24 protein-coding genes and 1 pseudogene are annotated in these 22478 nt (G+C 45.6%); 15 read left to right on the top strand and 10 right to left on the bottom strand.

What is annotated here, in order from left to right:
- Positions 1-224: 224 nt before the first annotated feature.
- The 3 genes from OZ401_RS03020 to OZ401_RS03010 form a co-directional block, all read right to left on the bottom strand.
- On the bottom strand, positions 225-1316 hold the full coding sequence (locus OZ401_RS03020; protein ID WP_341467879.1) for an IS4 family transposase: 1092 nt from the start codon (positions 1314-1316) through the stop codon (positions 225-227).
- Positions 1317-1403: 87 nt separating this feature from the next.
- Positions 1404-2666 carry an IS4 family transposase gene (locus OZ401_RS03015; protein WP_341469232.1) on the bottom strand — a complete coding sequence of 421 codons (1263 nt, stop codon included), beginning with the start codon at positions 2664-2666 and terminating at the stop codon, positions 1404-1406.
- A 69-nt stretch (positions 2667-2735) separates the two neighbouring features.
- On the bottom strand, positions 2736-3218 hold the full coding sequence (locus tag OZ401_RS03010) for a heme-dependent oxidative N-demethylase subunit alpha family protein (RefSeq protein ID WP_341469231.1): 483 nt from the start codon (positions 3216-3218) through the stop codon (positions 2736-2738).
- 206 nt (positions 3219-3424) lie between these two features.
- Here OZ401_RS03010 and OZ401_RS03000 point away from each other — a divergent pair, with 206 nt between their 5' ends.
- Positions 3425-4336 carry an IS982 family transposase gene (locus OZ401_RS03000; RefSeq protein ID WP_341469230.1) on the top strand — a complete coding sequence of 304 codons (912 nt, stop codon included), beginning with the start codon at positions 3425-3427 and terminating at the stop codon, positions 4334-4336.
- A gap of 147 nt (positions 4337-4483) precedes the next feature.
- On the opposite strand, the gene OZ401_RS02995 is transcribed toward OZ401_RS03000, so the two are convergent.
- A complete protein-coding gene (locus OZ401_RS02995) occupies positions 4484-4759 on the bottom strand; it encodes a hypothetical protein (protein WP_341469229.1) in 276 nt (91 codons plus the stop codon).
- A gap of 209 nt (positions 4760-4968) precedes the next feature.
- Between OZ401_RS02995 and istA the strand changes: the two genes are divergently transcribed.
- The 5 genes from istA to OZ401_RS02970 all read left to right on the top strand — a co-directional run bounded on the left by istA (position 4969) and on the right by OZ401_RS02970 (position 9227).
- Positions 4969-6492 (top strand): IS21 family transposase, encoded by a 1524-nt coding sequence (istA, locus tag OZ401_RS02990; RefSeq protein WP_341467827.1) that lies wholly within the window; start codon positions 4969-4971, stop codon positions 6490-6492.
- Positions 6489-7286 carry an IS21-like element helper ATPase IstB gene (istB, locus tag OZ401_RS02985; RefSeq protein WP_341467826.1) on the top strand — a complete coding sequence of 266 codons (798 nt, stop codon included), beginning with the start codon at positions 6489-6491 and terminating at the stop codon, positions 7284-7286. Before istA ends, istB begins: the two co-directional genes overlap by 4 nt.
- Positions 7287-7447: 161 nt before the next feature.
- Positions 7448-7897, top strand: coding sequence for an IS110 family transposase (locus tag OZ401_RS02980; RefSeq protein ID WP_341469228.1), 450 nt, complete (start codon positions 7448-7450; stop codon positions 7895-7897).
- Positions 7898-7983: 86 nt separating this feature from the next.
- Entirely contained in the window at positions 7984-8325 is a 342-nt protein-coding gene (locus OZ401_RS02975; protein ID WP_341469227.1) for a transposase, read from the top strand.
- Entirely contained in the window at positions 8322-9227 is a 906-nt protein-coding gene (locus tag OZ401_RS02970) for an IS3 family transposase (RefSeq protein WP_341469226.1), read from the top strand. The genes OZ401_RS02975 and OZ401_RS02970 overlap by 4 nt, the downstream gene beginning before the upstream one ends.
- Here OZ401_RS02970 and OZ401_RS02965 read toward each other — a convergent pair.
- The 3 genes from OZ401_RS02965 to OZ401_RS02955 all read right to left on the bottom strand — a co-directional run bounded on the left by OZ401_RS02965 (position 9194) and on the right by OZ401_RS02955 (position 11340).
- Entirely contained in the window at positions 9194-9664 is a 471-nt protein-coding gene (locus OZ401_RS02965) for a transposase (RefSeq protein ID WP_341469225.1), read from the bottom strand. The two genes, OZ401_RS02970 and OZ401_RS02965, sit on opposite strands and share 34 nt — an antisense overlap.
- 79 nt (positions 9665-9743) lie before the next feature.
- Entirely contained in the window at positions 9744-10898 is a 1155-nt protein-coding gene (locus tag OZ401_RS02960; RefSeq protein ID WP_341469224.1) for an IS3 family transposase, read from the bottom strand.
- Positions 10899-10929: 31 nt separating this feature from the next.
- A complete protein-coding gene (locus OZ401_RS02955) occupies positions 10930-11340 on the bottom strand; it encodes a hypothetical protein (protein WP_341469223.1) in 411 nt (136 codons plus the stop codon).
- Positions 11341-11452: 112 nt separating this feature from the next.
- Between OZ401_RS02955 and OZ401_RS02950 the strand changes: the two are divergent.
- The 3 genes and pseudogenes from OZ401_RS02950 to OZ401_RS02940 all read left to right on the top strand — a co-directional run.
- A pseudogene (locus tag OZ401_RS02950) lies at positions 11453-11971 on the top strand (IS3 family transposase); the annotation flags it as partial.
- A 321-nt stretch (positions 11972-12292) separates the two neighbouring features.
- Positions 12293-12877: a transposase gene (locus OZ401_RS02945; protein WP_341469222.1), complete on the top strand. Its 585-nt coding sequence runs from the start codon at positions 12293-12295 to the stop codon at positions 12875-12877.
- A 402-nt stretch (positions 12878-13279) separates the two neighbouring features.
- Complete coding sequence (locus tag OZ401_RS02940) at positions 13280-13918, top strand: TetR/AcrR family transcriptional regulator (protein ID WP_341469221.1); 639 nt, start codon at positions 13280-13282, stop codon at positions 13916-13918.
- Position 13919: 1 nt separating this feature from the next.
- On the opposite strand, the gene OZ401_RS02935 is transcribed toward OZ401_RS02940, so the two are convergent.
- On the bottom strand, positions 13920-15296 hold the full coding sequence (locus OZ401_RS02935) for an Hsp70 family protein (protein WP_341469220.1): 1377 nt from the start codon (positions 15294-15296) through the stop codon (positions 13920-13922).
- A 423-nt stretch (positions 15297-15719) separates the two neighbouring features.
- Here OZ401_RS02935 and OZ401_RS02930 point away from each other — a divergent pair, with 423 nt between their 5' ends.
- A complete protein-coding gene (locus OZ401_RS02930) occupies positions 15720-16310 on the top strand; it encodes a hypothetical protein (RefSeq protein WP_341469219.1) in 591 nt (196 codons plus the stop codon).
- A 181-nt stretch (positions 16311-16491) separates the two neighbouring features.
- On the opposite strand, the gene rpmB is transcribed toward OZ401_RS02930, so the two are convergent.
- Positions 16492-16713, bottom strand: coding sequence for a 50S ribosomal protein L28 (gene rpmB / locus OZ401_RS25780; RefSeq protein WP_425607603.1), 222 nt, complete (start codon positions 16711-16713; stop codon positions 16492-16494).
- Positions 16714-16916: 203 nt separating this feature from the next.
- On the opposite strand from rpmB, the gene OZ401_RS02920 reads away from it, so the two are divergent.
- From OZ401_RS02920 to OZ401_RS02905, 4 genes are all read left to right on the top strand, one after another.
- Complete coding sequence (locus OZ401_RS02920; RefSeq protein WP_341469217.1) at positions 16917-17324, top strand: Asp23/Gls24 family envelope stress response protein; 408 nt, start codon at positions 16917-16919, stop codon at positions 17322-17324.
- A 26-nt stretch (positions 17325-17350) separates the two neighbouring features.
- A complete protein-coding gene (locus tag OZ401_RS02915; RefSeq protein WP_341469216.1) occupies positions 17351-19057 on the top strand; it encodes a DAK2 domain-containing protein in 1707 nt (568 codons plus the stop codon).
- Positions 19058-19154: 97 nt separating this feature from the next.
- Positions 19155-20021: a DegV family protein gene (locus tag OZ401_RS02910; protein ID WP_341469215.1), complete on the top strand. Its 867-nt coding sequence runs from the start codon at positions 19155-19157 to the stop codon at positions 20019-20021.
- 131 nt (positions 20022-20152) lie between these two features.
- Complete coding sequence (locus tag OZ401_RS02905) at positions 20153-21001, top strand: DegV family protein (protein WP_341469214.1); 849 nt, start codon at positions 20153-20155, stop codon at positions 20999-21001.
- 171 nt (positions 21002-21172) lie between these two features.
- Here OZ401_RS02905 and OZ401_RS02900 read toward each other — a convergent pair whose 3' ends face one another.
- The gene (locus OZ401_RS02900) at positions 21173-21478 is read right to left on the bottom strand and encodes a transposase (protein ID WP_341469213.1); all 306 of its coding nucleotides are present in this window, start codon (positions 21476-21478) and stop codon (positions 21173-21175) included.
- A gap of 315 nt (positions 21479-21793) precedes the next feature.
- On the opposite strand from OZ401_RS02900, the gene OZ401_RS02895 reads away from it, so the two are divergent.
- Complete coding sequence (locus OZ401_RS02895; protein WP_341469212.1) at positions 21794-22456, top strand: TetR/AcrR family transcriptional regulator; 663 nt, start codon at positions 21794-21796, stop codon at positions 22454-22456.
- The last annotated feature ends 22 nt before the right edge of the window (positions 22457-22478 follow it).

The following is a 22478-nucleotide window of genomic DNA, read 5'->3' as shown; positions in this document are numbered from 1 at the left end:
GTAGAGACGCTATAGTTGTGAGGTTAGCAGCCCTTCTAAATACTCCAGTAGAATTGTGTTATAGGGAGTAAGTCCCTTATATTCCAGATTAACCGGGGGCATACTCTTTAACACCCCATGGTCGTCAATTTAAGAGCTGCGGAAGCAAAATAGGAGGACTATTAAGCAGTTGAAAACTGGAGGGTTTGGATTTTTTCCTATCCAAACTTTGCTACCGTACACAATTAGAAATCCTCTAAAAGAAAAGGGATAAAGGCGACTGGTAAGGGTAAATGTTCATTCAAAAAATGCTCAAGCAGGTTCAAACCTAAATTGAACAGGCTCAAATCCAGTCGTTCGGTGCGATGAATGACCCGGTTCCAGCCTTCAGCTAAAGCTATCGTACCCAGATGTACAATCCAAAGATAAGCCAGACAAGCCGCTAACAATAACCTTTCTAGCCGTTTAGGGTCATCCAAATGGCTCTTGTCCAGCCGAAACCCTCGGCTCTTGCTATCGGAAAAGAAGGTTTCAATCCTAAACCTCTTTTTGTAGTACCGGATTGCTTCCTGGGCTAGAGCCAAATTACTCACCAGATAAAGTGGCTCACGGTAAGGCTTTTGCCAGACCGCTATGACCAGTACTGGTCCGTACTCGTGTTTGCTGAATGCTACGCCGCTCTGACTCACTACCTGACCAGGCTGAACCCCTAACTTACTGATGGCATAATGAGCTTGTTCATCCAACCAGACCTGGCTATTTTTAGCAGTACGACAGACATACTGCCAACCGTAATAATCTAACCGTCTTAACAAACGACAGCCATCGAATTCACCATCACCCAAAAAGACTACTTGGCTACCAGACGGAACCAACGAGTGAACTTGCTTTAACAATCTGATGTGCAAAGCTTGAGCTAAATGTCCCTTTTTAGCCTTAACCACCAACCAACCCAAAGGTAAAGCCCGCCCCTGATATACTACACTGATTACTAAGCCCATTCCACCAGCACCAACCTGACTGCCATCTATCACCAGTACCAGTGGACAATGACACAGGCTACTCAGCAATTGTTTGGCGAAAGGAGCATACACCACTTTTTGGTTAAAGTTATCATTTTTGAGCAATCGGCGCATTCGGATGATGCGGCTTTCCCGTTTAGTTTTATCTGGCACTTTGGCGGCGATATTAGGCAACGCACTATGCCGACTACCTACAATCCCACTGATCACCATCGCTAGAATTGTTAAATATTGTAATTCGCGCCCCTGCGCTTGTGGGTGGAGTTGCAACAATTGCTGTTTTATGGCACGATGTCGGCGAAGGTTGTCACTCATTTTGGTATCCTTTTGCTTTCTACTTTGGTCGGTAAGAAAACTACAGTTTACCACTCTGCCTCAACCTTCTCCTCCTTTTCCTCTCCTTTATATCTGTACGGTAGCAAAATCCAAACGACAGCCTTTTTGCATACTAGCACAAATATAAATCAATTCTTGCAATAAGTGGGGCGGATTATCAATACGAAACAGTAAGCTGCGGGCGTGTGCTCGCACAATACGACTAGCCTTGATGAGACTGCGTTCCGCTTCTTGCCATACCCCTGCCAGCACTAACCAGTGCTGAATAATTTGCCCAATCAGTTTGGCATATATTTCGCATAATATCGCCCAAGGCTTGTGGCTATGCCAGCGTTCCAATCCACCCCCACTTTTCCACAATTTGAAAAGAAGTTCAATCTGCCAGCGTAACCGATACAATACTGCCACTTCTGCGGGACTAGCCTGCTCCTGCGATAGATTGGTTAGATACACACTCCAGTAGCTTAAGGCTTGACGTTCGGCGCTGACCGGACGCTGCTGCTTGCGTGCCAACTCCTTGAAAGCCTGCTGACGAGTTTGTACTACTCCAGAAGGTACTTGCCATGCCACTAACCGACAGCGCAAACGTTCTTTTACCCCCACCTCTACTACCCTATCTATCAGCTTTTGTGACTGCTGTCCCAACCATTTACTCAAAGCTAAGGGTTGTTGGTGCGCCCCGTACACTTGTAGTCCGGTTTGAGCTTTGGTTAGGTACAATACCGCTTGCGCTTCTAATTCTTTCAATCGTCCCAATTTGAAATAGCCTAAATCGGTTATCCGTAGCGCCCCCGCTGGTAAACTTAGCTTTTGATGCGGTCCTTGCCGATCGTGCAGACGGGCTGGACTTAATTCCGGTCCCAGTAGCGCCCCGCTTAGCAGTTCCAAACCCACGTGCAGTTTCAGACCAGCCTCACTTTGACTACCCTCTTTCCCACACCCTTGCCAATGGGCGCTCAAGGTTGGCGGTAAACTGATAGTCGAACTATCCAGTACATACACCCCTTTGAAGCGTTGCAGTAGGCTCAAACTCGCTGGTTCCTGCCCTAGCATTTTTTCTACACACCAACCTAACAAAGCCTGTAAATAACTTGCCGCTTGGCTTGTAAAACTCTGGTCAAGCGCTTGTTTGCTAACCTTGGCTATTTGTGCCAGTTCACTCCGACTTGCCTCAGGATTGGACAGCCAGCCTCCGATTAGCGCTTTGGCGAATGTGGCGCCATCCAGTTTTGAACGGCGTTGTCGAAAACCCGTCTCCACTGCCAGATGTTGCGCTGTTTCATTAAATAGGGCTTGCAAATTCCCCGCTATTTGTTTAAGCTTTTCCATGAAAGTACCTGTGTTTGGCTTAAGGTTTTTTTTGGCAATTAAATCTTTGCCACAGGTACTTTCTTTTGTCTACTTCCCATTCTTTTTAAATTGACGACCATGGGGCATACTCTTTAACACCCCATAAAGACGGCTAGCCTGTCCAGTATTCTGCGCTAATATTTTGAGCTCGGTTTGATAAGTATGAATGGTGAATAATATTCCCTGAGTACGAGGCAGTCGCAATAGCCCTTGCCGTTCTACCCGAAAATAGCAGCGCTCCCCCACATTTTCTAGGGTAATATCCCGATACAGGTCTTGTAATTCCGCTTTGAATTTAGTCGCAAGGTTGAGCCTGTTTGAAGGCTTTATACCCCAATTAGCTCTCCAGGTCGGTCTATCTGACTTTATGCGCTCCAACATCAGATAGGATGACCGCCCGATTTGCTCGGCAGAGGTTGGAACCGGCTGATGAATTTCTTGGAACGATTTTCCGATTTTATCCTGCAAACACCAATCGTTAGGGAAACAGAGTTGCCCTGCTACCAGAGGTATTCCGTCGAGGGCTACCATCGCCAATTGCGTAAAGTGATCAAAACCAAGGGGGCTTTTCCCTCCGCGGAGTCAGTAAGGAAGTTATTTTACCTGGCAAATTGTGATATTACCAGCGATTGGACCATGCCGATACCTAATTGAGCCCTTGTGCTAGATAAAACAAAATACCCTCCGAAACGTATAGAAGGTGCGAATCAACCTATACCAATCGGAGGGATAAAAACATGATAACCAATTTCGAAGATTTTTGCACTTGGGCTTTCGTTATTATTGATGATCTGTGGAAAGAGCTAAGCCCAGCCTTTACACGCACTGGACCACAACCAGCATGCTCTGATAGTGAGCTTATTACCCTGGCTGTGGTGGGTGAGTGTAAAGGCTGGGATCAGGAAACAGAACTGATTAGCAACTGGCGAAACTATCAGTACTTGTTCCCGCATATACCAGAGCGTAGCCGCTTCAACCGACGCAGACGTAATCTGATGGGAGCAATCAATAGTATTCGTCAGTCTCTGTTAGCTTTACTGGACCTGGCACAGGATCAGCAAACTGTGCTGGATAGTCTACCCTTACCGGTTATCGAGTTTAGGCAGGCTCATTTTTCGCCTGCACGCTCTTATTGGAGCAGTCAGGGAGCTCGTTATGGTAAGGTCGCCACTAAGAAACAAACTATTTTTGGCTACAAGTTGCAGTTGCTGGTGACCTTCAATGGTGTGATAGTAGACTTTGAGTTAGCGGGAGCGAACCAGCCTGATTTAAGGGTGGGGCTAGAATTACTGGAAAACCACCCAGGTTTAACAGTGGTAGGGGATAAAGCTTATATCAGCCAGTCTGAACAGCAGCACTTGGAACAGGAGCAGGGAATAAAATTGTTGACTAACCCTCGACAAAATCAAAAAGTGGAACAGCCTGCTGAACGAGCGAAGCTAATCAATCATTTTCGGCAAATAATTGAAACGGTCAATGGGCAGTTAGCGCAGCAATTCAAGCTTGAGATTAACCGGGCGCATAGTTTCTGGGGTTTGTGTAGTCGGTTATACAGCAAGTTAGCTGGTCATACCTTATCGATTTATCTAAACCGTTTATTAGGAAAGCCAGATTGTTTGAAGATCAAAGCCCTGGCTTTCCCTATCTAGCACAAGGGCTTAATTGGGCATGTATTTTGAACCAGCTTTCGATCTGTTTTAAGCAAAGAGTAACTATTTGAATTCAGCAATCAATTCCATTTACACAAAACTATTGACATACCCCGACTTATATAATAGTTTTGAACAAAGAAGAGCTTAGACTACAGCAAAGTATTCAAAAGCTAATAGACTGATGGTAACGGGAGAACCGAGGTCTCGACTTACGGCTTCATAACTGGATAGCAGTGGAGAAGACCGACTTGCAAAGACTGTTCCCCGACCATTAGCGCTAGTAGCGGCAATTAGGCTTGTTACAGCGCAGTTATGCGACTGGCTATCCGCGATAAGCTTACACACGCGCTGAATGGTTGGGTGTCCCGTAAGTTCAATAGTGCATTGTGTAGCAGCCCTTTTAGCTGGACTAAGGTGCAAAAAATGATTACTCCTCCATGTGAAACCCCAAAGCAAGCCTCAATAGGTCGGCTGTTTGCCGTGGGTTGTAGAATACGGGAAGGAAAGGAAAAGGATTCCGGGATAAAAATGCCGTTTTGGGTTTCTCTTAGAAGACCAATTTTGTAGAATAGTTGTTCTAGCAACACTATTGGCAAGAAGGGTGAGAAGAGAGGAGCTACGAGAAGGAGATGTTAGAAGTTATGGCCAGAAGCGCAATAAAGTACCACCGGAAACGAGGGGACAACTACAACGTAATTGCGGGCAAAGTGCAACATGATGCCCGTACCGTAAAAAGAGTGCTAAATGAACCTAGCGACAAGGTACAAACCCGCCCCAATCGTGAAAGTAGTGTGGCAGTCTTCAAAGAACAGATTGAAGGCTGGCTAGAACAAAAACTACAAGTGAAAAGAATGCTGGAACTAGCGTGGGAAGATCCCAAACAGCCCTACTGTGGCAGACCCACCGCCTTCTATGACTATGTGCGCAAGCTCAAAAAAGCCAGAGAGAACCAGGCTCATCAGGTACAGATACGTTTTGAGGGCTTACCTGGAGAGTTTTTGCAAATAGACTGGGGTGAAATTCGGGGAGTGCTGTTCAGTAAACAAGATAGTGTACCCCAAACCTTCTACTTTTTCTGTGCCCGGCTGAAATACTCGCGTTTTATGTATGTGAGCTTTCAGAAAGATATGGCCGAAGAAACGCTGGTGCGCTGCCTGGTGGAAGCCCTCAACCGGATGGGGGGAGTACCGTGGGTAATTACCACGGATAATATGAAGACGGTGGTACTGAGGCGAGATGAAAAGAACCAACCAGTGTGGCATCCGGTGTGGCAGAAACTGGCACTAGAATTCGAGTTTCACCCGGAAGCCTGTGCCCCGGCCAGCGGAAACCAGAAAGGTGCCGTAGAAAATTTGGTAAAGTATACCAAAAACAATTTTCTAGCTGGTCGTACATTCTACGATGCGGCGGATCTGGTAAGGCAGTTGGAAGAATGGTTAGGGGTAGTGAATTACGAGCGTACATGCGCAGCGACCGGGGAAATTCCGGGTAGCTTACTGGAAATAGAGCGTAAACACTTCAGCCCATTGCCTGCTAGTGCCCGGGATTACGGTTTATTTACCAGCCTGGTGGTAAACCGGGAAGGGGTAGTCATTTTTGAGACCAACAAATATAGCGTACCGGCGGAACTAATGGGACAAACCCTGACAGCCCGGATACATCGGGAATGGCTGAAGTTATGGCGGGGTACGGAACTGGTGGCACAGCACCCCCGTTGTTATTCCCGAAACCGCCGCTTAGTAATACCGGAACATTACACCCAAGCTTTTGAGATCAAACCCAGAGCCAGAACCATGGTGTGGCGGGATTGGTTGTTAAATTTAGGACCGCAAGTGTACCAGTATGTGGCGGTAATCTGTCGACGGCAAAGAGCCACCATGAGTGAACAAATCCACCAACTATACGCGCTGGCCCAGCAGGTAGGGCTGGAAGAATTCCAGGCGGCGGTGGAATTGGCAACGGAACAACAGCTTTACGGGGCGGAATATCTCAAGGGTTTATTACTCAAGCCAGCGGGTTCAGGCAGTAATGCCGCTACCCTCAAGCCCACTCAACCAGCGGTGGAACGGCTACTCAGTGAATACGAACCACTGGTGGCCAACCGTTTTTCGGCCATACCTGAGGAAAATGAAATAGAAAGGGCGGTGGGATGAATAGTCTGGAACATAAACTCACCAGCCTAAAACTGGGCAGGGTAAAACAGGTATACAGCGATTGGATTGAACGGGCACGCGAAACCGGAATGGATTACGGGGAGTTTTTAGAAGAATTGTTAAGCGAAGAGTTGCTATCTCGTCAGGAGAACCAACTCAAAAAGCGTTTGCACTCAGCCAGTTTCCCTTTTGAAGCCAGCCTGGAACAATTCGATTTCAGTCGCCACCCGGAACTGAAGCGCAGCGTGATTTTACGCTATTTCGACAGCAGTTTTGTAGAAAAAGCTGGGAATTTACTCCTAATCGGGGCAAGTGGGCTTGGGAAAACCCATCTTTCGATTGCAGCCGGAATTAAGATGGTGCAGTTGGGTTACACCGTAAAGTTCATTACGGCTCAACAACTGGCGAACCAAGTGATTGCGGCTAGCACTCGCCAGGAAATAGCCAGGATTTTAGAGCCGCTTTTGAAATGTCAGGTGTTGGTATTAGACGAACTGGGCTATTTACCGATGGACGCACGTGTAGGTCCGGCCTTATATGAGCTGATCAGCGGACGTTACCTCAGAGGTGCCACGATCATTACCAGTAACAAAAGCCTTTCTAACTGGGGCGAACTGATCGAGGGTGGTGATACTGCCTTGATGGTGGCGATTATTGACCGTTTATTGCATCACGGAGAAGTTTTTTATTTAAGAGGTAGCAGTTACCGCACTTTAGGAAAGGAGAGTTACGGCTTAGAGCGTCGGCAACTTCCACCAGAAGAAAAGAAACCGGAAGCGGGAACTGGTTCTTAAAGATTTCAAGAGGCTAAGATTATTTCAGCCTAATAAGAGCTGGTTGAGCGCAAAAGCTTGGCTTTTGTGCGAACGCCAGCGTGCGACAGGCCACTGCCTGGAGCTTTTTCTTAAAAAAGTGGGTTAAATTCAGATGCATTTTTAGCCCGGAATATTAGGTCTTGACAACCGCAATCTACATGGGTATTGATGTAGGTTGTGAGAAGTGTAGTATAAGTGTACTTCGCCCTGACAAAACAGTAGTCATCAAGCCTCTCGAATTTACTAATGACGCGCAAGGTTATGCTTTTGTGCTGACTAAGCTCGAAAGTTTAGGGGTAATACCAGCTCAAATCACCATCGGCTTGGAAGCGACTGGACGTTACTGGGAAAACTTGTATCACTATCTAGCCAGATTGGGTTATAATTTAATTCTTTTACATCCGGTCCAAACCCATCAGTTCGCACAACGTCGTGGTTTACGGGCTAAAACTGATGCCTTGGATGCTGGAACGATTGTCAGGGTAGTCCTAAGCGATGAGGCTCGACCAGCTTATGTGCCAGGTGATTTGGTGGCGACCTATCGCGAATTGGTTCGGCTTCATTCCAACCTAGCCGATGAAATTGTATAATTGGAGTGAACCCTGGAATACCAGACCACAAACTAAGAAGAAATGGGTAGAATAGAAGGAGCTTAGTTTGAGAAAGGACTGGAAAAATGCAGGGAAGAAGCTTTAATCCCGAGTTTAAGCTAAAAATAGTGAGAGCAGTACTGAGCGGGGAGAAAACCGTAATCCAAGTGTGCCGAGAGCATAATCTGAGTGAGAGCCTGATCCATAACTGGAAGAAATTATACCGGGAAAAGGGAGAAGTCGCCTTCACAACTGCTACCCAATCCCGTACTACCCCTGCTACCACTGAGCAGCAGGAGATAACCGCTCTCAGGCAGCGGGTAGCAGAACTGGAACGGCTGGCTGGTCAGCAGGCTCTTGAAATTTCTATCTTAAAAAAAGTCTCGGAGATGCTGAATACCTCAGCGTCGCCCAACGGTGTGAAATGATCGGTGGGTTATACCGGCTCAGCCAAAAGCAAGGACTGGGCTATTCTCTGAGGAAATTATGTCACCTGTTTAGGGTCAATCGGGCTTGGTATTACCAACGCCAAAATAAGGTGGAAAAAGCCAACCCGGAGGAGGAAAGCCTGAAGCAACGGGTGGAGCAAATACTAGGTACTTACAGCGGCTATGGCTATCGGCGCGTAACCAAAGCCTTACAGAAGGGTGGGGAAAAGATCAACCACAAGCGAGTGAGGCGCTTGCTGAAGAAATGGGGTTTAAGCTGGAAACGGTGGAAAAGGAGAAAACCACTGATTAGTGTCAATGATCCTAAAGCTGCCAGAGAGGCAAATCGGTTGGTGACGGCTAAACAAGCTGGGGAGATCAACGCCCCGAATCGGGCTTGGGTAGGGGATGTGTTGTTCGTAGCCACCAAAAAAGAGGAAGGTTACCTAGCAACTTTATTGGATGGGTTCAGCCGGAAAGTGGTGGGTTGGGCAGTGAGCCGTCACAATGATACTCAGTTGACCCTGCGGACCTTGCAAATGGCAATAGGGCAGAGGCGACCAGAAGCAGGTTTGATCCATCACACCGACAAGGGCTCGAACTACACCAGTCGAGAGTATCGTGAGCAGTTAACTGCAATCGGGGCGGTAGTAAGCCACAGCCAACCGGGGCGACCACAGCAGAACGGGATGGCGGAGAGCTTTAACAAGACGGTTAGTTATGAGAAACTCTATTTAGAAGAATTTCAGAATTTGGCAGAGGTAGCAGTGGGTTTGGAACATTGGCTAGAACGGATTTATAATGAAGGTCGCTTACATTCGTCTTTGGGTTACTTAGCCCCAGTAGAATTTGAACATAACTGGTTGGCTCAAAAGCAGCTAGAATGTGGTCTGGTCATATAGGGGGCATTCCACACTACCCGTAACTTCAACCGTTCTTTTTGCCCTACTTCCACTCTTAACTCTATTACTGTTCCTGCGCAGGTACCTCCTCTGCGCCTTAATTCCGACCCTAAAGCCAGGGGCTGGTTACTCCCCTGCTCATACAAATGCACCTTGGGGGGCAAGCGGCTCACAAAATAATGAGCTGCCATCAGCCGTTTTAGCCGTTCCAGGGTGCAATAACCCAAATCAAACAGTACCAAACTGCCTTCCGGTAATTTTTCCAACTTATCTTCAAAGCTCTGATCTGGTTCCAGCGCCGCTTGTGCCGTCACAACCTCCACTTGCTGCTGCAAATAATCATAGGTTATTTGTAACTTCATACCGGCTTTGCCAGCCTGTCCACCACTGGCAGGCTGACTATCCGCCAGTTTGTTTGAAATGACCCAGTTTGTCAAGACAAAAATAAAAGCTTGGTTAAGGAGTGATACAGTCCTTTCTATAGAACTAATAATGTTAAATAGCTAGTAACTCTTTTTAGCTCTTTAACATAATTACTGGTGTCACGGTATTGAAATAAACCTGAGCCGGTGTCTGATATTTCAAAGCCTGATGAGGTCGAGTATTATTGTAGAAATCGAAATACTCACCAATCCCTAGCTTTGCTTCTTTGGGGTTCTCAAATTGTGCTAAATAAACACACTCATATTTTAAGGAACGCCAGAGCCTTTCGGTGAAAACATTATCTAGTGCTCGCCCACGTCCATCCATACTTAACTTTACACCTGCGCCCAATATCAAAGCAGTGTATTTAGGACTGGTAAAATGACTACCTTGGTCACTGTTAAAGATCTCCGGTTTTATCTTCGCCAACGCTCGCTCGGTAGTTCTAAGCACAAAATCGATTTCCAAAGTATCAGATAATTCCCAACTTACCACATATCTGCTGTACCAGTCGATGACAGCCACCAGATAAAGCCAACCGTGTTTGAGCTTGATATATGTGATGTCGGTACCGAATACCTGAGCGGGTCTGGTTATAGCCAGGTTCCTTAAGAGATAGGGATATACCCGCTGCTTTTGATCTCGTTTCGAAAGATTAGGACCAGGATAGATTGCTTCTAGCCCCATCTCCCGCATATAGTTTTGCACCGTTTTGCGGTTGAGGTGCTTGCCTTCCCGCAGTAATTGTTGATGAATTCGCCGATATCCATAAAAAGGGTAAACGGTGTAAATCTCATCAATTCGGTGTTTGAGCTCAATTTCTCGTTCGGTTGGTGCTACTGAGCGGTAGTACAAACTGGAACGGCTAATTCCTAGCAACTCACTTTGTTTTGAGAGTGAAAGTTCAGCTTTTTGGGTTTCGATTAGGCTTAATCTGACCGACCTGGGCAAAGCCTGCTTCACTTTTTTTCCTAACCACCTGAGCGGTGTAGTCAGGCGACCTATTTCGGCGTAAAGTTGTTCTTTTTCTTGTTCGTACTGTGCGGTCAGCAGCGCGATTTGCTTCTGAGTACGCTCATCAAAGGATTGTGGCAGACCTTTTAGAGCCAGTTGTTTCCATTTAGTGAGCATATTCGGATGAATACCATATTCAGAAGCTATCTGGGTAAGGGTTTTATTACCTTCCAGCACTTCTTGCACTCTTTGAGACTTAAATGTGGGTGAATACTTTTTTCTAGGTGTTGTCATGTTTTTAAGTATACACCTTACCAAACCCTTTTTAGTTGTTCAGTTCTTCTGGTTCATTATAGTTAGCTAGCCCTATATGAGTGCTATCTATCAGGTACACTCCTCTAAAAGGTTCAAACAGTTCCAACCACAAACCTTCTCGCTGCTGCCACACTTGTAGCGCTTCTTCGAATAGCAAGCGTAAAAACTCCACTGTCACTGAGGTTAAGCGTTGGCTCAACCCCGAGCGGGTGACATTTACACCGAATTGTTGGGCTATTTGGCTCAATTGGTTAAGGCTGGCGCCGGGCTGGCTCATAAAGCCTGTTACCAACACCAGTGCCAAAATTGTCCCTGTGATTTTCGAGCTGCGTTTGTTCACTCCTTGCTCGTTCGCTAGTGCTTTGGCTCGTTCCCCAAATATTTTTTGCAAAGCTCCAACTATTTCGTCTATACTAGGCATGTGAGTTTCCTTTGGTTTTGTAGTAAGAGTTGAAGAGTCTTACATCTTACCAGAGGAACTCACCTCTTTCTATTTGTGATTCTCTTAACTATACGCTTATGGGGCATTCCACTTAAGGAACCTGGCTATAACCAGACCCGCTCAGGTATTCGGTACCGACATCACATATATCAAGCTCAAACACGGTTGGCTTTATCTGGTGGCTGTCATCGACTGGTACAGCAGATATGTGGTAAGTTGGGAATTATCTGATACTCTGGAAATCGATTTTGTGCTTAGAACTACCGAGCGAGCGTTGGCGAAGATAAAACCGGAGATCTTTAACAGTGACCAAGGTAGTCATTTTACCAGTCCTAAATACACTGCTTTGATATTGGGCGCAGGTGTAAAGTTAAGTATGGATGGACGTGGGCGAGCACTAGATAATGTTTTCACCGAAAGGCTCTGGCGTTCCTTAAAATATGAGTGTGTTTATTTAGCACAATTTGAGAACCCCAAAGAAGCAAAGCTAGGGATTGGTGAGTATTTCGATTTCTACAATAATACTCGACCTCATCAGGCTTTGAAATATCAGACACCGGCTCAGGTTTATTTCAATACCGTGACACCAGTAATTATGTTAAAGAGCTAAAAAGAGTTACTAGCTATTTAACATTATTAGTTCTATAGAAAGGACTGTATCACTCCTTAACCAAGCTTTTATTTTTGTCTTGACAAACTGGGTCATTTCATTGGTCGCTACCGAAATGAAATTCACGCCTTACTTTTTGTTATATTTCCAGAATATACTCAGGTCTTTGCTGACCCCTGCCGCCCCACTGCCCTGTCCTTATTAAAGCTATATCCTAGCCCTCAAGCAATTGCAGAAGTTCCTATAGGAATTCTAAGTGCTAAACTCATTGAATTAAGTAACGGTCATTATGGTTTGAAAACCGCTGAACGGCTACTTACATTGAGTAAAAAATCTGCCAGTAGTGGGCTTGCCAGTAATGCCCGTGCCCATGGCTTAGTGATTTTGTGCGACCAATTGCTACATACCCAGGCTAACCTTGAGATTTTAGAAAGTGAAATTGCTCAACTACTGCAAAAAGATGAAGCAGCCAAGAAGTTGGCTGAAATCCCCGAATTTGGACCAAAAACCATCGCAGGGTTACGGGCAGAGCTAGGCGAAGTTGGACGTTTTACCAATTGTAATCAGGTGGTGGCCTACGCTGGGCTAGATTTAACCGTGAAGGAAAGCGGAAAATGGAAAGGCAAGGTGAAACTTTCCAAGCGTGGCAGTGGTCGGTTGCGGCGCCTGTTATACATGGCGGCATTAGTCAGTTTGCGTCTTAAAGTATCTGCCTTTGGGGACTATTACCGCGAATTAAGGAAGCGTGGCATGAATGGGCGCAGTGCATTGATGGCGGTTATGCGTAAGATGTTAATCACAGCTTACTCTTTGTTAAAGAACGACAGCACCTTCGACCCGAAAAAAGTCTGGATCGGTGCTAAGTTTGTGGCCAAAGAGTTACCATTGGTTGCTCAGGTGGCTTGACAAACTACGATGGCTTCTTTCTTCAAAACTATTATATAAGCCGAGCTTAGTGTTTCCAATCGCCAGTGGAATTTGAACACAACTGGCTGACTCAAATGACACTCTCTGGTGGTCTGGTATAAAGGGGCGCATTCCAGAAAAGCCCCACACCAACAAACCAGACCATAAGCACAGATGGGGTATGATGGCGGGGCGTCCTCTTCTTTCGCTACGCTCAGGTTCAGGGGCAAATGAGCAGAGCGCGGTTTGGAGAAAAGTCTCGATGTCAGTTAGGGGCAATTTCTTTCTTGCAACTGCTCGTTCAAAAGGTTAAAAATTATTGACTATAAGAAATATTCAGGGTAAAATAGAAGTATAAATTTACTGATTAGTAAGTAAATTAAAGAGAAGGGCGGTTAAAAGATGGCACGAACTGACAAGAATTTTGGAGAGCGAAAAGCAGAGATTATTCACGCTGCAACCCAAGTCTTTGTAAAAAACGGCTATGAGGGTACAACCAATCGACTAATCGCGGAGGAAATGAAGCAAAAGGGCGGGAATTTCAGCCCTCAGCTAATTTACCACTATTTTGAAAGCAAGGAAGCGTTGTTCACAGCGGTTATGCAACAGGCTGCCGGCTTGGAAGACGTGGGAACCCATATTCGAGCCTCGATGCACCTGCCACCTGAGCAATTCTTGCAAGTGGTAGCCAGTATCTACATGAATCTGATGCGCGACCGTGTGATTGCCAGTCTATTCCAGATAAATCTTATAGAGGGTTTCAAAAAACCAGAAATTACCCAGTTGGTAGCGCATGTTATAGTTTCTGCGTTCGTGATACCTACTAATGAATATCTTTATGCAATGATAGAGCAAGGAAAGTTAAGGCGCTGTCATACCGGAGTAATCCTGACGCAGTTTTTTGGGACAATGACAAGCTTGATGATACCCATTGTTAGAGAATCACAAAGAATCGCGCCTAACCCACCCATGCATCGGAATCAGTTTATCAAGGAGATGGTCTCAAATCTTCTTTTTGGATTAAGTATCGAGAAAAAGTAAATCAGTCAAACCATGTGCCGCGTGCGGCGGCAATCCCTAACCCGCTGGCAACACTGGCGAAAGCATCCTGAAAACGTAGCGTGCGCCGTCCAAATTTTCTTTCCAGCAACTTCTGTACCGCCGGGATATTGCTACTACCGCCGGTTCGTAACACCGCTTGTATTTGCTCAGGCTTAATTCCGGCTTGTGTCAGCGTTTCATCAATACACTGTTCAATCTTCTTCAAATAGCCGGTGATTATGGTTTCAAAGTTGATGCGGCTGAGATATTCGTCAATAGCAATTGCCTCCTCAATGAAGGTAATACGGGTTTCCCATTCGCTCGAAAGTAAAACTTTAGCCCGTTCAATCTCTTGGTAAAGCGCAAAGCCGTAGTTTTTGCGTATCAGACAATCCAGCGCCTTTATCTGCTTGCGCCCGTCACTCATGCGGCTGATGTCTTCCAGAAAACTGTAAACCCGGTTGACCTGAAGGTTGGGAATCGTGTACCAATGGCGTAACATACCGAAGATATAGCTAGGCAAACGCAAACGCTGCTCACTCCAGAGCGCATTCTCCCCAAAATATTTAAATAGGCGTTGCTCCATAATTTCTTCGTCAAGAGTATTACCGCCGATTACGCGCCCGCTAGTAGCCAATATATCGTCACGCCTGTTTCCTTCGTTTATACGCGCAGGGTTAACCCGAATGACGCTTGTATCGAGCGTGCCGCCGCCAAAATCGAAAACCAGCACAAATTCTTCCTGCTGTGCCATATCCTTCTCATAGTGGAGAGCCGCCGCCACCGGCTCATACTGAAAATGTATCTCTTTAAACCCGGCAAGTTTTGCGCCTTCTCGTAACCGCTCTTGTGCGATTTCGTCACCTGTGCCATCCGGCGAAAAGTAAACCGGACGACCCAATACCACCCCATCCACCGCTTGTCCGTTATAACTATCGGCACGTTTCTTTAGCTCGCCTAGAAAGAGCGCCACTAATTCCTCAATGCCCATAAATTTACCCCAGATTTCAGTCCCAGAGTAAAATTCATCGCCCAGAAAAGATTTGATGGACTGAAAAAAACGTCCCGGTACTCCGGTATCCACTTCAATAACAATAGACTCGGTTACTTCACCCATTACCGAAACATAGCTCTTGAAGGTTTCGCCTGTATTGACCTTTGATTTGACTACTTCACGACCAACATTATCTTTAAAGTAGGCATCGCTGGCTTCGCGCCCAATCAACTGTCGCCCATCGCGCCCTATGTAAATCAGGGTATTGATAATATCGGCGCGCTCGTGACCCTGTTCAACCGGAATAGTAATAATCCGTTTTTCAGCTTCGGAAAAGAGTGAAATGGTGGAGTTGCTGGTGCCAAAGTCCAGACCATATAACATAAAATTACCTTCCGCTGGGATGTTTGGTTTGCTAGTCATAGCATAATTATCGAATTATAAATTATACAGCTATTAAAGTATAAAATCGATGTGTTTCAATTAGACATTTTACTGGTTGCCTGATACCAAATGCCTTTGGTTTGTGAACCTGCTTTAAATCTCACATAGTAGGCTCAAAGCACTGGCAATCTTTGAGTTGGGGCAAACCATTTTAAAACATGTTCTGACGTAGGAACAAGTGGTTTAAGCCCTTACCAGAAATCTCCTTTCAATCAAAAGCCCTAGTTATACTAAATTCTAACCTTAATTAACTTGATTTTTTACTAAATTGATTTTATAATTCAACACAGATATTCCCACCAAGCTATTCTCAGATACATCGTTGGTTTCGTAACTATTTTTATAGCGTAGAAGGGGAAACCTATGGATTCGACACCCGCGCAACAAAACCCCGATGGAAGGAATCAGCAGTATCCACCCCAACCACAAGGGTTTAATGCCCCGCCTCCATATCCGGTATATGGAAACCCAGTTCAGCCGCAGTATCCACCCCAACCACAAGGTTATTATCCTCCACCGCAAGGGCAACCGCAACCCGGCTATTATTATCAGCAACCCCAGCCATACGGACAGTACCCCTATCAAGCTCAAGCCAAAGCCGGGCCATCAAAATTAGTATTGTTTTTTCTGTTCCTCGCATGGTTTATTGGAGAGGGAGTGGTAACATGGGTACTCGCCTTTGTTTTGGCACAGCTTTTTTTCAAAGGACCGTACTATACTACCGCAGCTCTAGATCAAGCTAGGAATAGTTTGGTAGGCATCATTTACATGTTCATATTTGGAATAGCCATTTGGCTAACTGTAGATACGTCGAAGCGGCGGAAGCGATATGGACCTGCCTCAGCAAGCCATCCGGCGGCAGTATTTGTACTATGCCTGATATTCTCCGGGTTAGCTATTCCCTTAATGATGGTAGATCGCTATCGAGCTAAGTTCAGATATGGCAAGTGGTAAAATATCTGGTAAATTTTTACTGTAATAACTGAAATTAAGCTTGAGTTTTAGTTATTACAGTTCTATATAGCCAGTATTTTAAAAAGGCAAAACAAAAGCTCGAACCTGTAGAAATTCACAAAGGGGGGATAACCTTCTGTCAAAATTGTACAGGATCGAGCCGGGTACTTTTAGGAAAGAGCTAGACTCTATCTTTTACCATAGTTCGCATGCACTGAGTGCAAACATTATGCCTAACCGGTGCGGTATCACCCTTTAGCTGAAGGGTCTTTACCTGTATATTTGGTCGCCACATGCGATTGGTTTTTCTGTTTGAATGGCTAACATTATGCCCGAAACCGGGTATCTTACCACATACATCACATTTGCCGGACAATTGCGAATTACCCCCTTTACGAATCATTTTTTTTGCTGTATCATAAAGCCCGGATTCGACCCAAGACGGGTTGTCAGGGTTGAACAGAAGTTACAGTTTAGCACATCCTGCTCTGTTTAGCAAACTACTTAGCCTCATATGGGACTTTGCTTGAGGCGGGGACTCCTTGTAAAATCGATTATATTGAGTATAGCGCATAGTTCCTTGATTAAATTTGAGCTGAATAATTTATGAAGAACAAATCAGGGTTGGAGAGTTTTGGGGCGGCAACAGGGCAAACACCACCACCGCCGGCGTTAGATAATCTTGGGAAAGTTGAGATCTCTCCCGAAGCCATTGCTACGGTAGCTGCCAACGCGGTTATGGAAAAAGGTTATGGTGTTGTTGGCATCGCTGCGCCACGCTTAAAAAATGGACGCGCTGAAATGCTACCGACTCCTCGTTCAAAAGATGGTATCTTGGTAAGAATTGAGAATAATGAAATCATTATTGACCTCTTTGTTATCATACAGTATGGCATCCGCATCAGCGAAGTAGCTCATAACATTATGCAAAATGTTAAATTCGAAGTTGAAAGCCACCTGGGTATGGCTGTATCTCAGGTAAATGTGAATGTGCAAGGCTTGCATAAGGAGTAAAATGCTGCTTTTTGGAGGAAAAGCGTTTGGACAGCGATAATACAACCACAGTAGAGTCCAGGATTGCAGCCCACCCCACTCATCTCTGGAACGGTTCTAATTTAAAAGAAGCGCTCTTAGCCTCTAGTACATGGCTTAAAGAACATACTGATGCCATTAACGCGCTTAATGTTTTCCCTGTTCCCGATGGGGATACCGGAACAAATATGACTCGGACTATGGAAGCGGCGGTCGCTGAAATAGAACCTATTGATGATGGCACAGCCGAATATGTAACCAAACGTCTTAGCTACGGGGCGCTGATGGGCGCGCGTGGCAACAGCGGGGTCATTCTAAGCCAGATTATTCGCGGGCTGGCAGATGGAATGGTCGGAAAAGATACCATTACCGCTCACGACTTTGCGCATGCATTGGTAAAAGCAAAGGATATGGCTTACAAAGCCGTTATGAAGCCGGTAGAAGGTACAATGCTAACGGTGGTACGCGAAGCGGCGGAAGCGGCGGTTAAAGCTGCCGATTTCAAGAATGATTTTTTGCATGTGCTTTCTGAAACGGTTGCTGCCGCCAAAGCCTCTGTACAACGCACCCCCCAACTACTGGCAACCTTGCGAGAAGCCGGGGTGGTAGATGCCGGTGGGCACGGTCTTTTTGTTATACTTGAAGGCTTCCTCAAACATTTACGAGGAGAGAAACTGATAAAGACCGAGCTTAGCGAAGTTGAAAAAGCCAAGCCACAATTCACCGTCAACTCCGAAGAAGAACATGAAATGGACGAATACGGATATTGTACAAATTTCATGTTATACGCAGAAAAGCCGATTGTTTTTGAAGAAGTACGCGATAAAATTGCAGCAATGGGCAACAGCGCTGTAATAGTGGGTGACGAAACAATGGTCAAGGTGCATATCCACACTGAAAATCCCGGGGCAATTATTTCATTTGCTACCTCGCTCGGCTCATTAGGTCAAATTAAGCTAGACAATATGAGTCTCCAACACGAAGAAGCTTTTCTCAAGGATAAAGGCGCAAAGCAGGAAAATGGGGTCGCCCATAACGAGGATTTCATTGAACCTAGCGGTTCAATTTCAATTGTTAGTGTAGTTCCCGGTGCGGGCCTGGTAGAGGTGTTCCGTGCGCTCGGTACAAACGCTGTAGTTCATGGCGGGCAAACCATGAATCCCAGTACACAAGAAATGTTAAAAGCAGTGGATAGCTTGCCAACCGATGAGGTTATTATTCTACCTAATAACAAAAATATCATCATGGTAGCCAATCAAGTGCGTAACCTTTCGAAAAAGAAAGTTGCTGTAGTACCTTCTGCGACTTTGCCACAGGGTATATCTGCGCTCAACCGTTTTAACGCAGTAGAGTCGCTGGAAGAAAATGTTGATAGTATGACTACCAGTTTGAAAGAAGTCCAAACCGGTGAGGTAACTCGTGCTGTTCGTACTGCTACTATCAACGGCATCCAAGTTAATGAGGGTCAGTGGATTGGTCTTCTAAACGACGAATTAAGTATAGCCGCCGAAAGCAAGGAAGAAACCGTATGGGGCTTACTCCTTCAGATGGCAGCCAGTCGATACGAGTTACTGACTTTCTATTTCGGTAGGGATGTCAGTCAGGCTGAAGCAGAAATATTTCAAGCGCAGGTAGAAGCACGCTTCCCAAACCAGGCGGTTCAGATGGTTCCGGGAGGGCAGCCTCATTATCACTATATTATATCGGCTGAATAGCTCAGAACTAATGAGCATTAGCATACTAAGGTAGAAAAATAGAGGCTAGACCTCAGATATTTACTACCGGATAACAAGAAGAGGTAACCAGAAAACTATGCCGGGCGTTAGAATCGTCACCGATAGTACCTGCGACCTGCCACCAGAATTGGCTCAACAGTACGGCATAATCGTAGTCCCACTCCAGATTCATATCAACGGGGATAATTATCTGGACAGAGTAGAAATAAGTGTCGAAGAATTTCATCGTCGTTTGGCTAATTGGCCTTCAAACCTCCCTTTGCCGACAACCACCCATCCCCGGCAGGAGGTTTTTGAGGATTTGTACAAGCAGATTCTTAAAGATGGTGAAAGCGTCATTTCAATACACCACTCCGCAAAGCTAGGAGGTACATTTGCCTCAGCGGTAGCAGCTAAGAACAGTATTTTAGCACCTACAACCCAAATTGCAGTAATAGATTCACTAACTGCCAGCTTCGGTTTAGGTATAATTGCTATCGAAGCAGCCAAGCGTGCCCGCAAAGGGGCGCATCATGTGGAACTTGTACGGTTGATTAACCGCATGATCTATCAGACTCATGTAATCTTCTTTACAGATACCATGACTCATATCACTGCCGGCGGTCGTATCGGAAAGGCGCAGGCAGCGTTAGGCGTAACCCCTTCCAGCAATTTCCGTCCTCTTTTGCGCCTCGAAGATGGTTTGATTGTGCCGTTTGAGCGCACTCGTACCCGCACTAAAGCCATTGAAGGACTTTGTGAGTTCATCGAGGATTTCCCACACATTGATGAAATGGCGATAATGCATAGCAATAGCGCTAGCGATGTTGATACCTTATTAACGCGCATCGCTCCGGTTTTCCCAAGAGAAAAAGTCTTTGTGGGATTGTTCAGTCCGGTGCTTGCTACTCACCTTGGTCCGGGTGCAATGGGTGTAACTGTTTACGAAGGCGGCATCTTCTAACCTCTTTAACAATTTATCCATTCTAAGGTAGCCTTAATCAATTTGAGGCTACTTATGCTATAATGCCCCAACTGCACGCTATCCGCTATAAATCAAGCCTAAGCTAGTGGAAAAGAGAGGAATATTTCCAGATGGGTCAAACGGTAAAAATCGTTACAGATAGCACATCAGACATGAGTCAGGAAGAAGCCGCAAAATATGGCATTACAGTAGTTCCCCTTACTGTAAACATGGATGATCAAATTTATCGCGATGGGATAGATATATTACCCCCAGAATTTTACAAAAGACTACCGAAACTTAGCAAAATGCCTACCACCAGCCAACCACCTGTTGGGTTGTTCCAACAAACCTTCGAAAAATTAACCTCTGACGGTTCTCAAGTAATATCGCTGCATATCTCCGGCGACCTCAGCGGAACTTTCAACAGCGCCAGTTTGGCAGCCCAAGGTTTTGCGCCCGGACAGGTGACCGTTATAGATACACGGTGGGTAACAGCAGCGTTGGCATTACCCGTGATAAAGGCAGCCGAGTTGGCGCGTAGCGGTAAGGAAGCTCCCGAAATCATCCAAACCATAAAAGATACGCTACCCTACATAGAGCTTCTGGCAGTAGCCGATACCCTTGAATACCTCAAAAAAGGGGGGCGTATTGGTGGGTTAGCGGCGCTGGCAGGTACAATTCTGAGCGTAAAACCGCTCTTTACAATCCGCAACGGTAAGGTTGACCGTTTTGAAAATGTACGCACCAAGCGGAAAGCTTTGGAAAGAATCGCCGAAGTGGTCAAAACCCAATGGGGTCCGTTAGAGCGATTGGCGATATTGCATGCCGATAGCCCGGACGAAGCGGGCGAGTTAGCTTCTATGTTAGCCTCCGTTTTCCCTCTAAAGGATATATATATTTCAATGGTAGGACCTGTCGTAGGAACTTACGCTGGACCTAAAACTCTGGGAGTTTGCGCCGAACGTAAGGCTATCTAAAGCCTGTGCAAATAGAGGGGTTCGTTAACTTCGAACTCCTTTTTAAATTCTTTTCCCTAAACACTTGAATAACAATCCCAACATTGTGAATTCGCTATACTGGGGAGAAAGGAACAAAGCTGCGGTGAGGGGTCACCGATGTTTTTACTTGTCAAGAGGGCTGTACCAAAACTAAACAATCCCTTTTTTTAAAATAGAAATTTCAAGAGCCTGCTGACCAGCCAGCCGTTCCAGTTCTGCTACCCGCTGCCTCAGCGCGGTTATCTCCTGCTGCTCAGTGGTAACAGGAGTAATGCGCGATTGGGTAGCAGTTGTGAAGGCGACTTCTCCCTTTTCCCGGTATAATTTCTTCCAGTTATGGATCAGGCTCTCACTCAGATTATGCTCTCGGCACACTTGGATTACGGTTTTCTCCCCACTCAGTACTGCTCTCACTATTTTTAGCTTAAACTCCGGATTAAAGCTTCTACCCTGCATTTTTCCAGTCCTTTCTCAAACTAAGCTGCTTCTATTCTACCCATTTCTTCTTGGTTTGTGGTCTGGTATTCCAGGATTCACTCCAGCTATGCCGTACAACTTCAAAAAGCGGGCTAGTACCACAGCAGTAAAGTAGTTCCGACCCTTTTGGGGCGAGAGAGATAATATTTCAGAAGAGTAGCACCCCTGTGTCCTGTAGACAATGATATTGACGTTTATAATCTTTACTGCTAATATTATGACTTGCAAGTCATAATATATATTTGCATACTTATATAGTCTTCCTAGTATTTTTTACTATCATGAGGTTCAAATATGACCGATAGTAGTGACACACCCAAAAGCAGCGGAATCGGTTCACTTTCTTTGAAAGAACGGCAGCGTCAGGAAAGGCTTGAGCTTATTTTGCAAGCCACTGAAACAGCTTTGCTGGAAAAAGGTTATCACGAGATGTCCCTCGATGAAATTGCTGCGCAAGTTGGCATTGCTAAGGCTACCATATACTTGCATTTTTCCAGTAAAGAAGAACTGGTTATTTCGCTTTTAAAGCGCGCCTTAGAAGCTTCTTTGCACGACTTAGAACAGGTCGTTATGAAACCGATATCCGCCAGAGCGCGCATGGAGCAAATAGTAGGTCTCTCTTGCAAGGGCAAGAAAAAGGAACACGGACAACTGTTTTTTGCGCTCATCACAGGTACTAACCTTCGTAAAGAAGTTATCGAAAAACAACTTTCTTGGGGTGATTACCTGAAGAAGGTTGTAACCCTTATTAGTAAGGTGCTAGAAGATGGTAAAAGTTCAGGGGAAATAAACCCGGCAATTCCGACCGAGTTGCTTCAATTTACTCTTATGGCATTTTTATCTCGACCCGGTATGGAAACCCCTTTCGAGCAGCAACCGGAAGAGTATGCCAAGCAGGTATTAGAAATCTTGTTCAAAGGCATTGGTAACCCCGACCAAATTTTAAATAGAAATTAAGTTTGGCAATATCACCTATTAT

This window comes from Candidatus Chlorohelix allophototropha, assembly GCF_030389965.1.
GTDB classification, from domain to species: domain Bacteria; phylum Chloroflexota; class Chloroflexia; order Chloroheliales; family Chloroheliaceae; genus Chlorohelix; species Chlorohelix allophototropha.
This window is presented reverse-complemented; position numbering and strand designations above follow the sequence as displayed.

Coding starts and splice junctions, on each gene's coding strand:
- OZ401_RS03020 (WP_341467879.1), bottom strand. CDS start 1,316: ATGAGTGACAACCTTCGCCGACATCGTGCCATAAAACAGCAATTGTTG.
- OZ401_RS03015 (WP_341469232.1), bottom strand. CDS start 2,666: ATGGAAAAGCTTAAACAAATAGCGGGGAATTTGCAAGCCCTATTTAAT.
- OZ401_RS03010 (WP_341469231.1), bottom strand. CDS start 3,218: ATGGTAGCCCTCGACGGAATACCTCTGGTAGCAGGGCAACTCTGTTTC.
- OZ401_RS03000 (WP_341469230.1), top strand. CDS start 3,425: ATGATAACCAATTTCGAAGATTTTTGCACTTGGGCTTTCGTTATTATT.
- istA (WP_341467827.1), top strand. CDS start 4,969: ATGTTAGAAGTTATGGCCAGAAGCGCAATAAAGTACCACCGGAAACGA.
- istB (WP_341467826.1), top strand. CDS start 6,489: ATGAATAGTCTGGAACATAAACTCACCAGCCTAAAACTGGGCAGGGTA.
- OZ401_RS02975 (WP_341469227.1), top strand. CDS start 7,984: ATGCAGGGAAGAAGCTTTAATCCCGAGTTTAAGCTAAAAATAGTGAGA.
- OZ401_RS02970 (WP_341469226.1), top strand. CDS start 8,322: ATGATCGGTGGGTTATACCGGCTCAGCCAAAAGCAAGGACTGGGCTAT.
- OZ401_RS02960 (WP_341469224.1), bottom strand. CDS start 10,898: ATGACAACACCTAGAAAAAAGTATTCACCCACATTTAAGTCTCAAAGA.
- OZ401_RS02955 (WP_341469223.1), bottom strand. CDS start 11,340: ATGCCTAGTATAGACGAAATAGTTGGAGCTTTGCAAAAAATATTTGGG.
- OZ401_RS02940 (WP_341469221.1), top strand. CDS start 13,280: ATGGCACGAACTGACAAGAATTTTGGAGAGCGAAAAGCAGAGATTATT.
- OZ401_RS02935 (WP_341469220.1), bottom strand. CDS start 15,296: ATGTTATATGGTCTGGACTTTGGCACCAGCAACTCCACCATTTCACTC.
- OZ401_RS02930 (WP_341469219.1), top strand. CDS start 15,720: ATGGATTCGACACCCGCGCAACAAAACCCCGATGGAAGGAATCAGCAG.
- rpmB (WP_425607603.1), bottom strand. CDS start 16,713: ATGATTCGTAAAGGGGGTAATTCGCAATTGTCCGGCAAATGTGATGTA.
- OZ401_RS02920 (WP_341469217.1), top strand. CDS start 16,917: ATGAAGAACAAATCAGGGTTGGAGAGTTTTGGGGCGGCAACAGGGCAA.
- OZ401_RS02910 (WP_341469215.1), top strand. CDS start 19,155: ATGCCGGGCGTTAGAATCGTCACCGATAGTACCTGCGACCTGCCACCA.
- OZ401_RS02905 (WP_341469214.1), top strand. CDS start 20,153: ATGGGTCAAACGGTAAAAATCGTTACAGATAGCACATCAGACATGAGT.
- OZ401_RS02900 (WP_341469213.1), bottom strand. CDS start 21,478: ATGCAGGGTAGAAGCTTTAATCCGGAGTTTAAGCTAAAAATAGTGAGA.
- OZ401_RS02895 (WP_341469212.1), top strand. CDS start 21,794: ATGACCGATAGTAGTGACACACCCAAAAGCAGCGGAATCGGTTCACTT.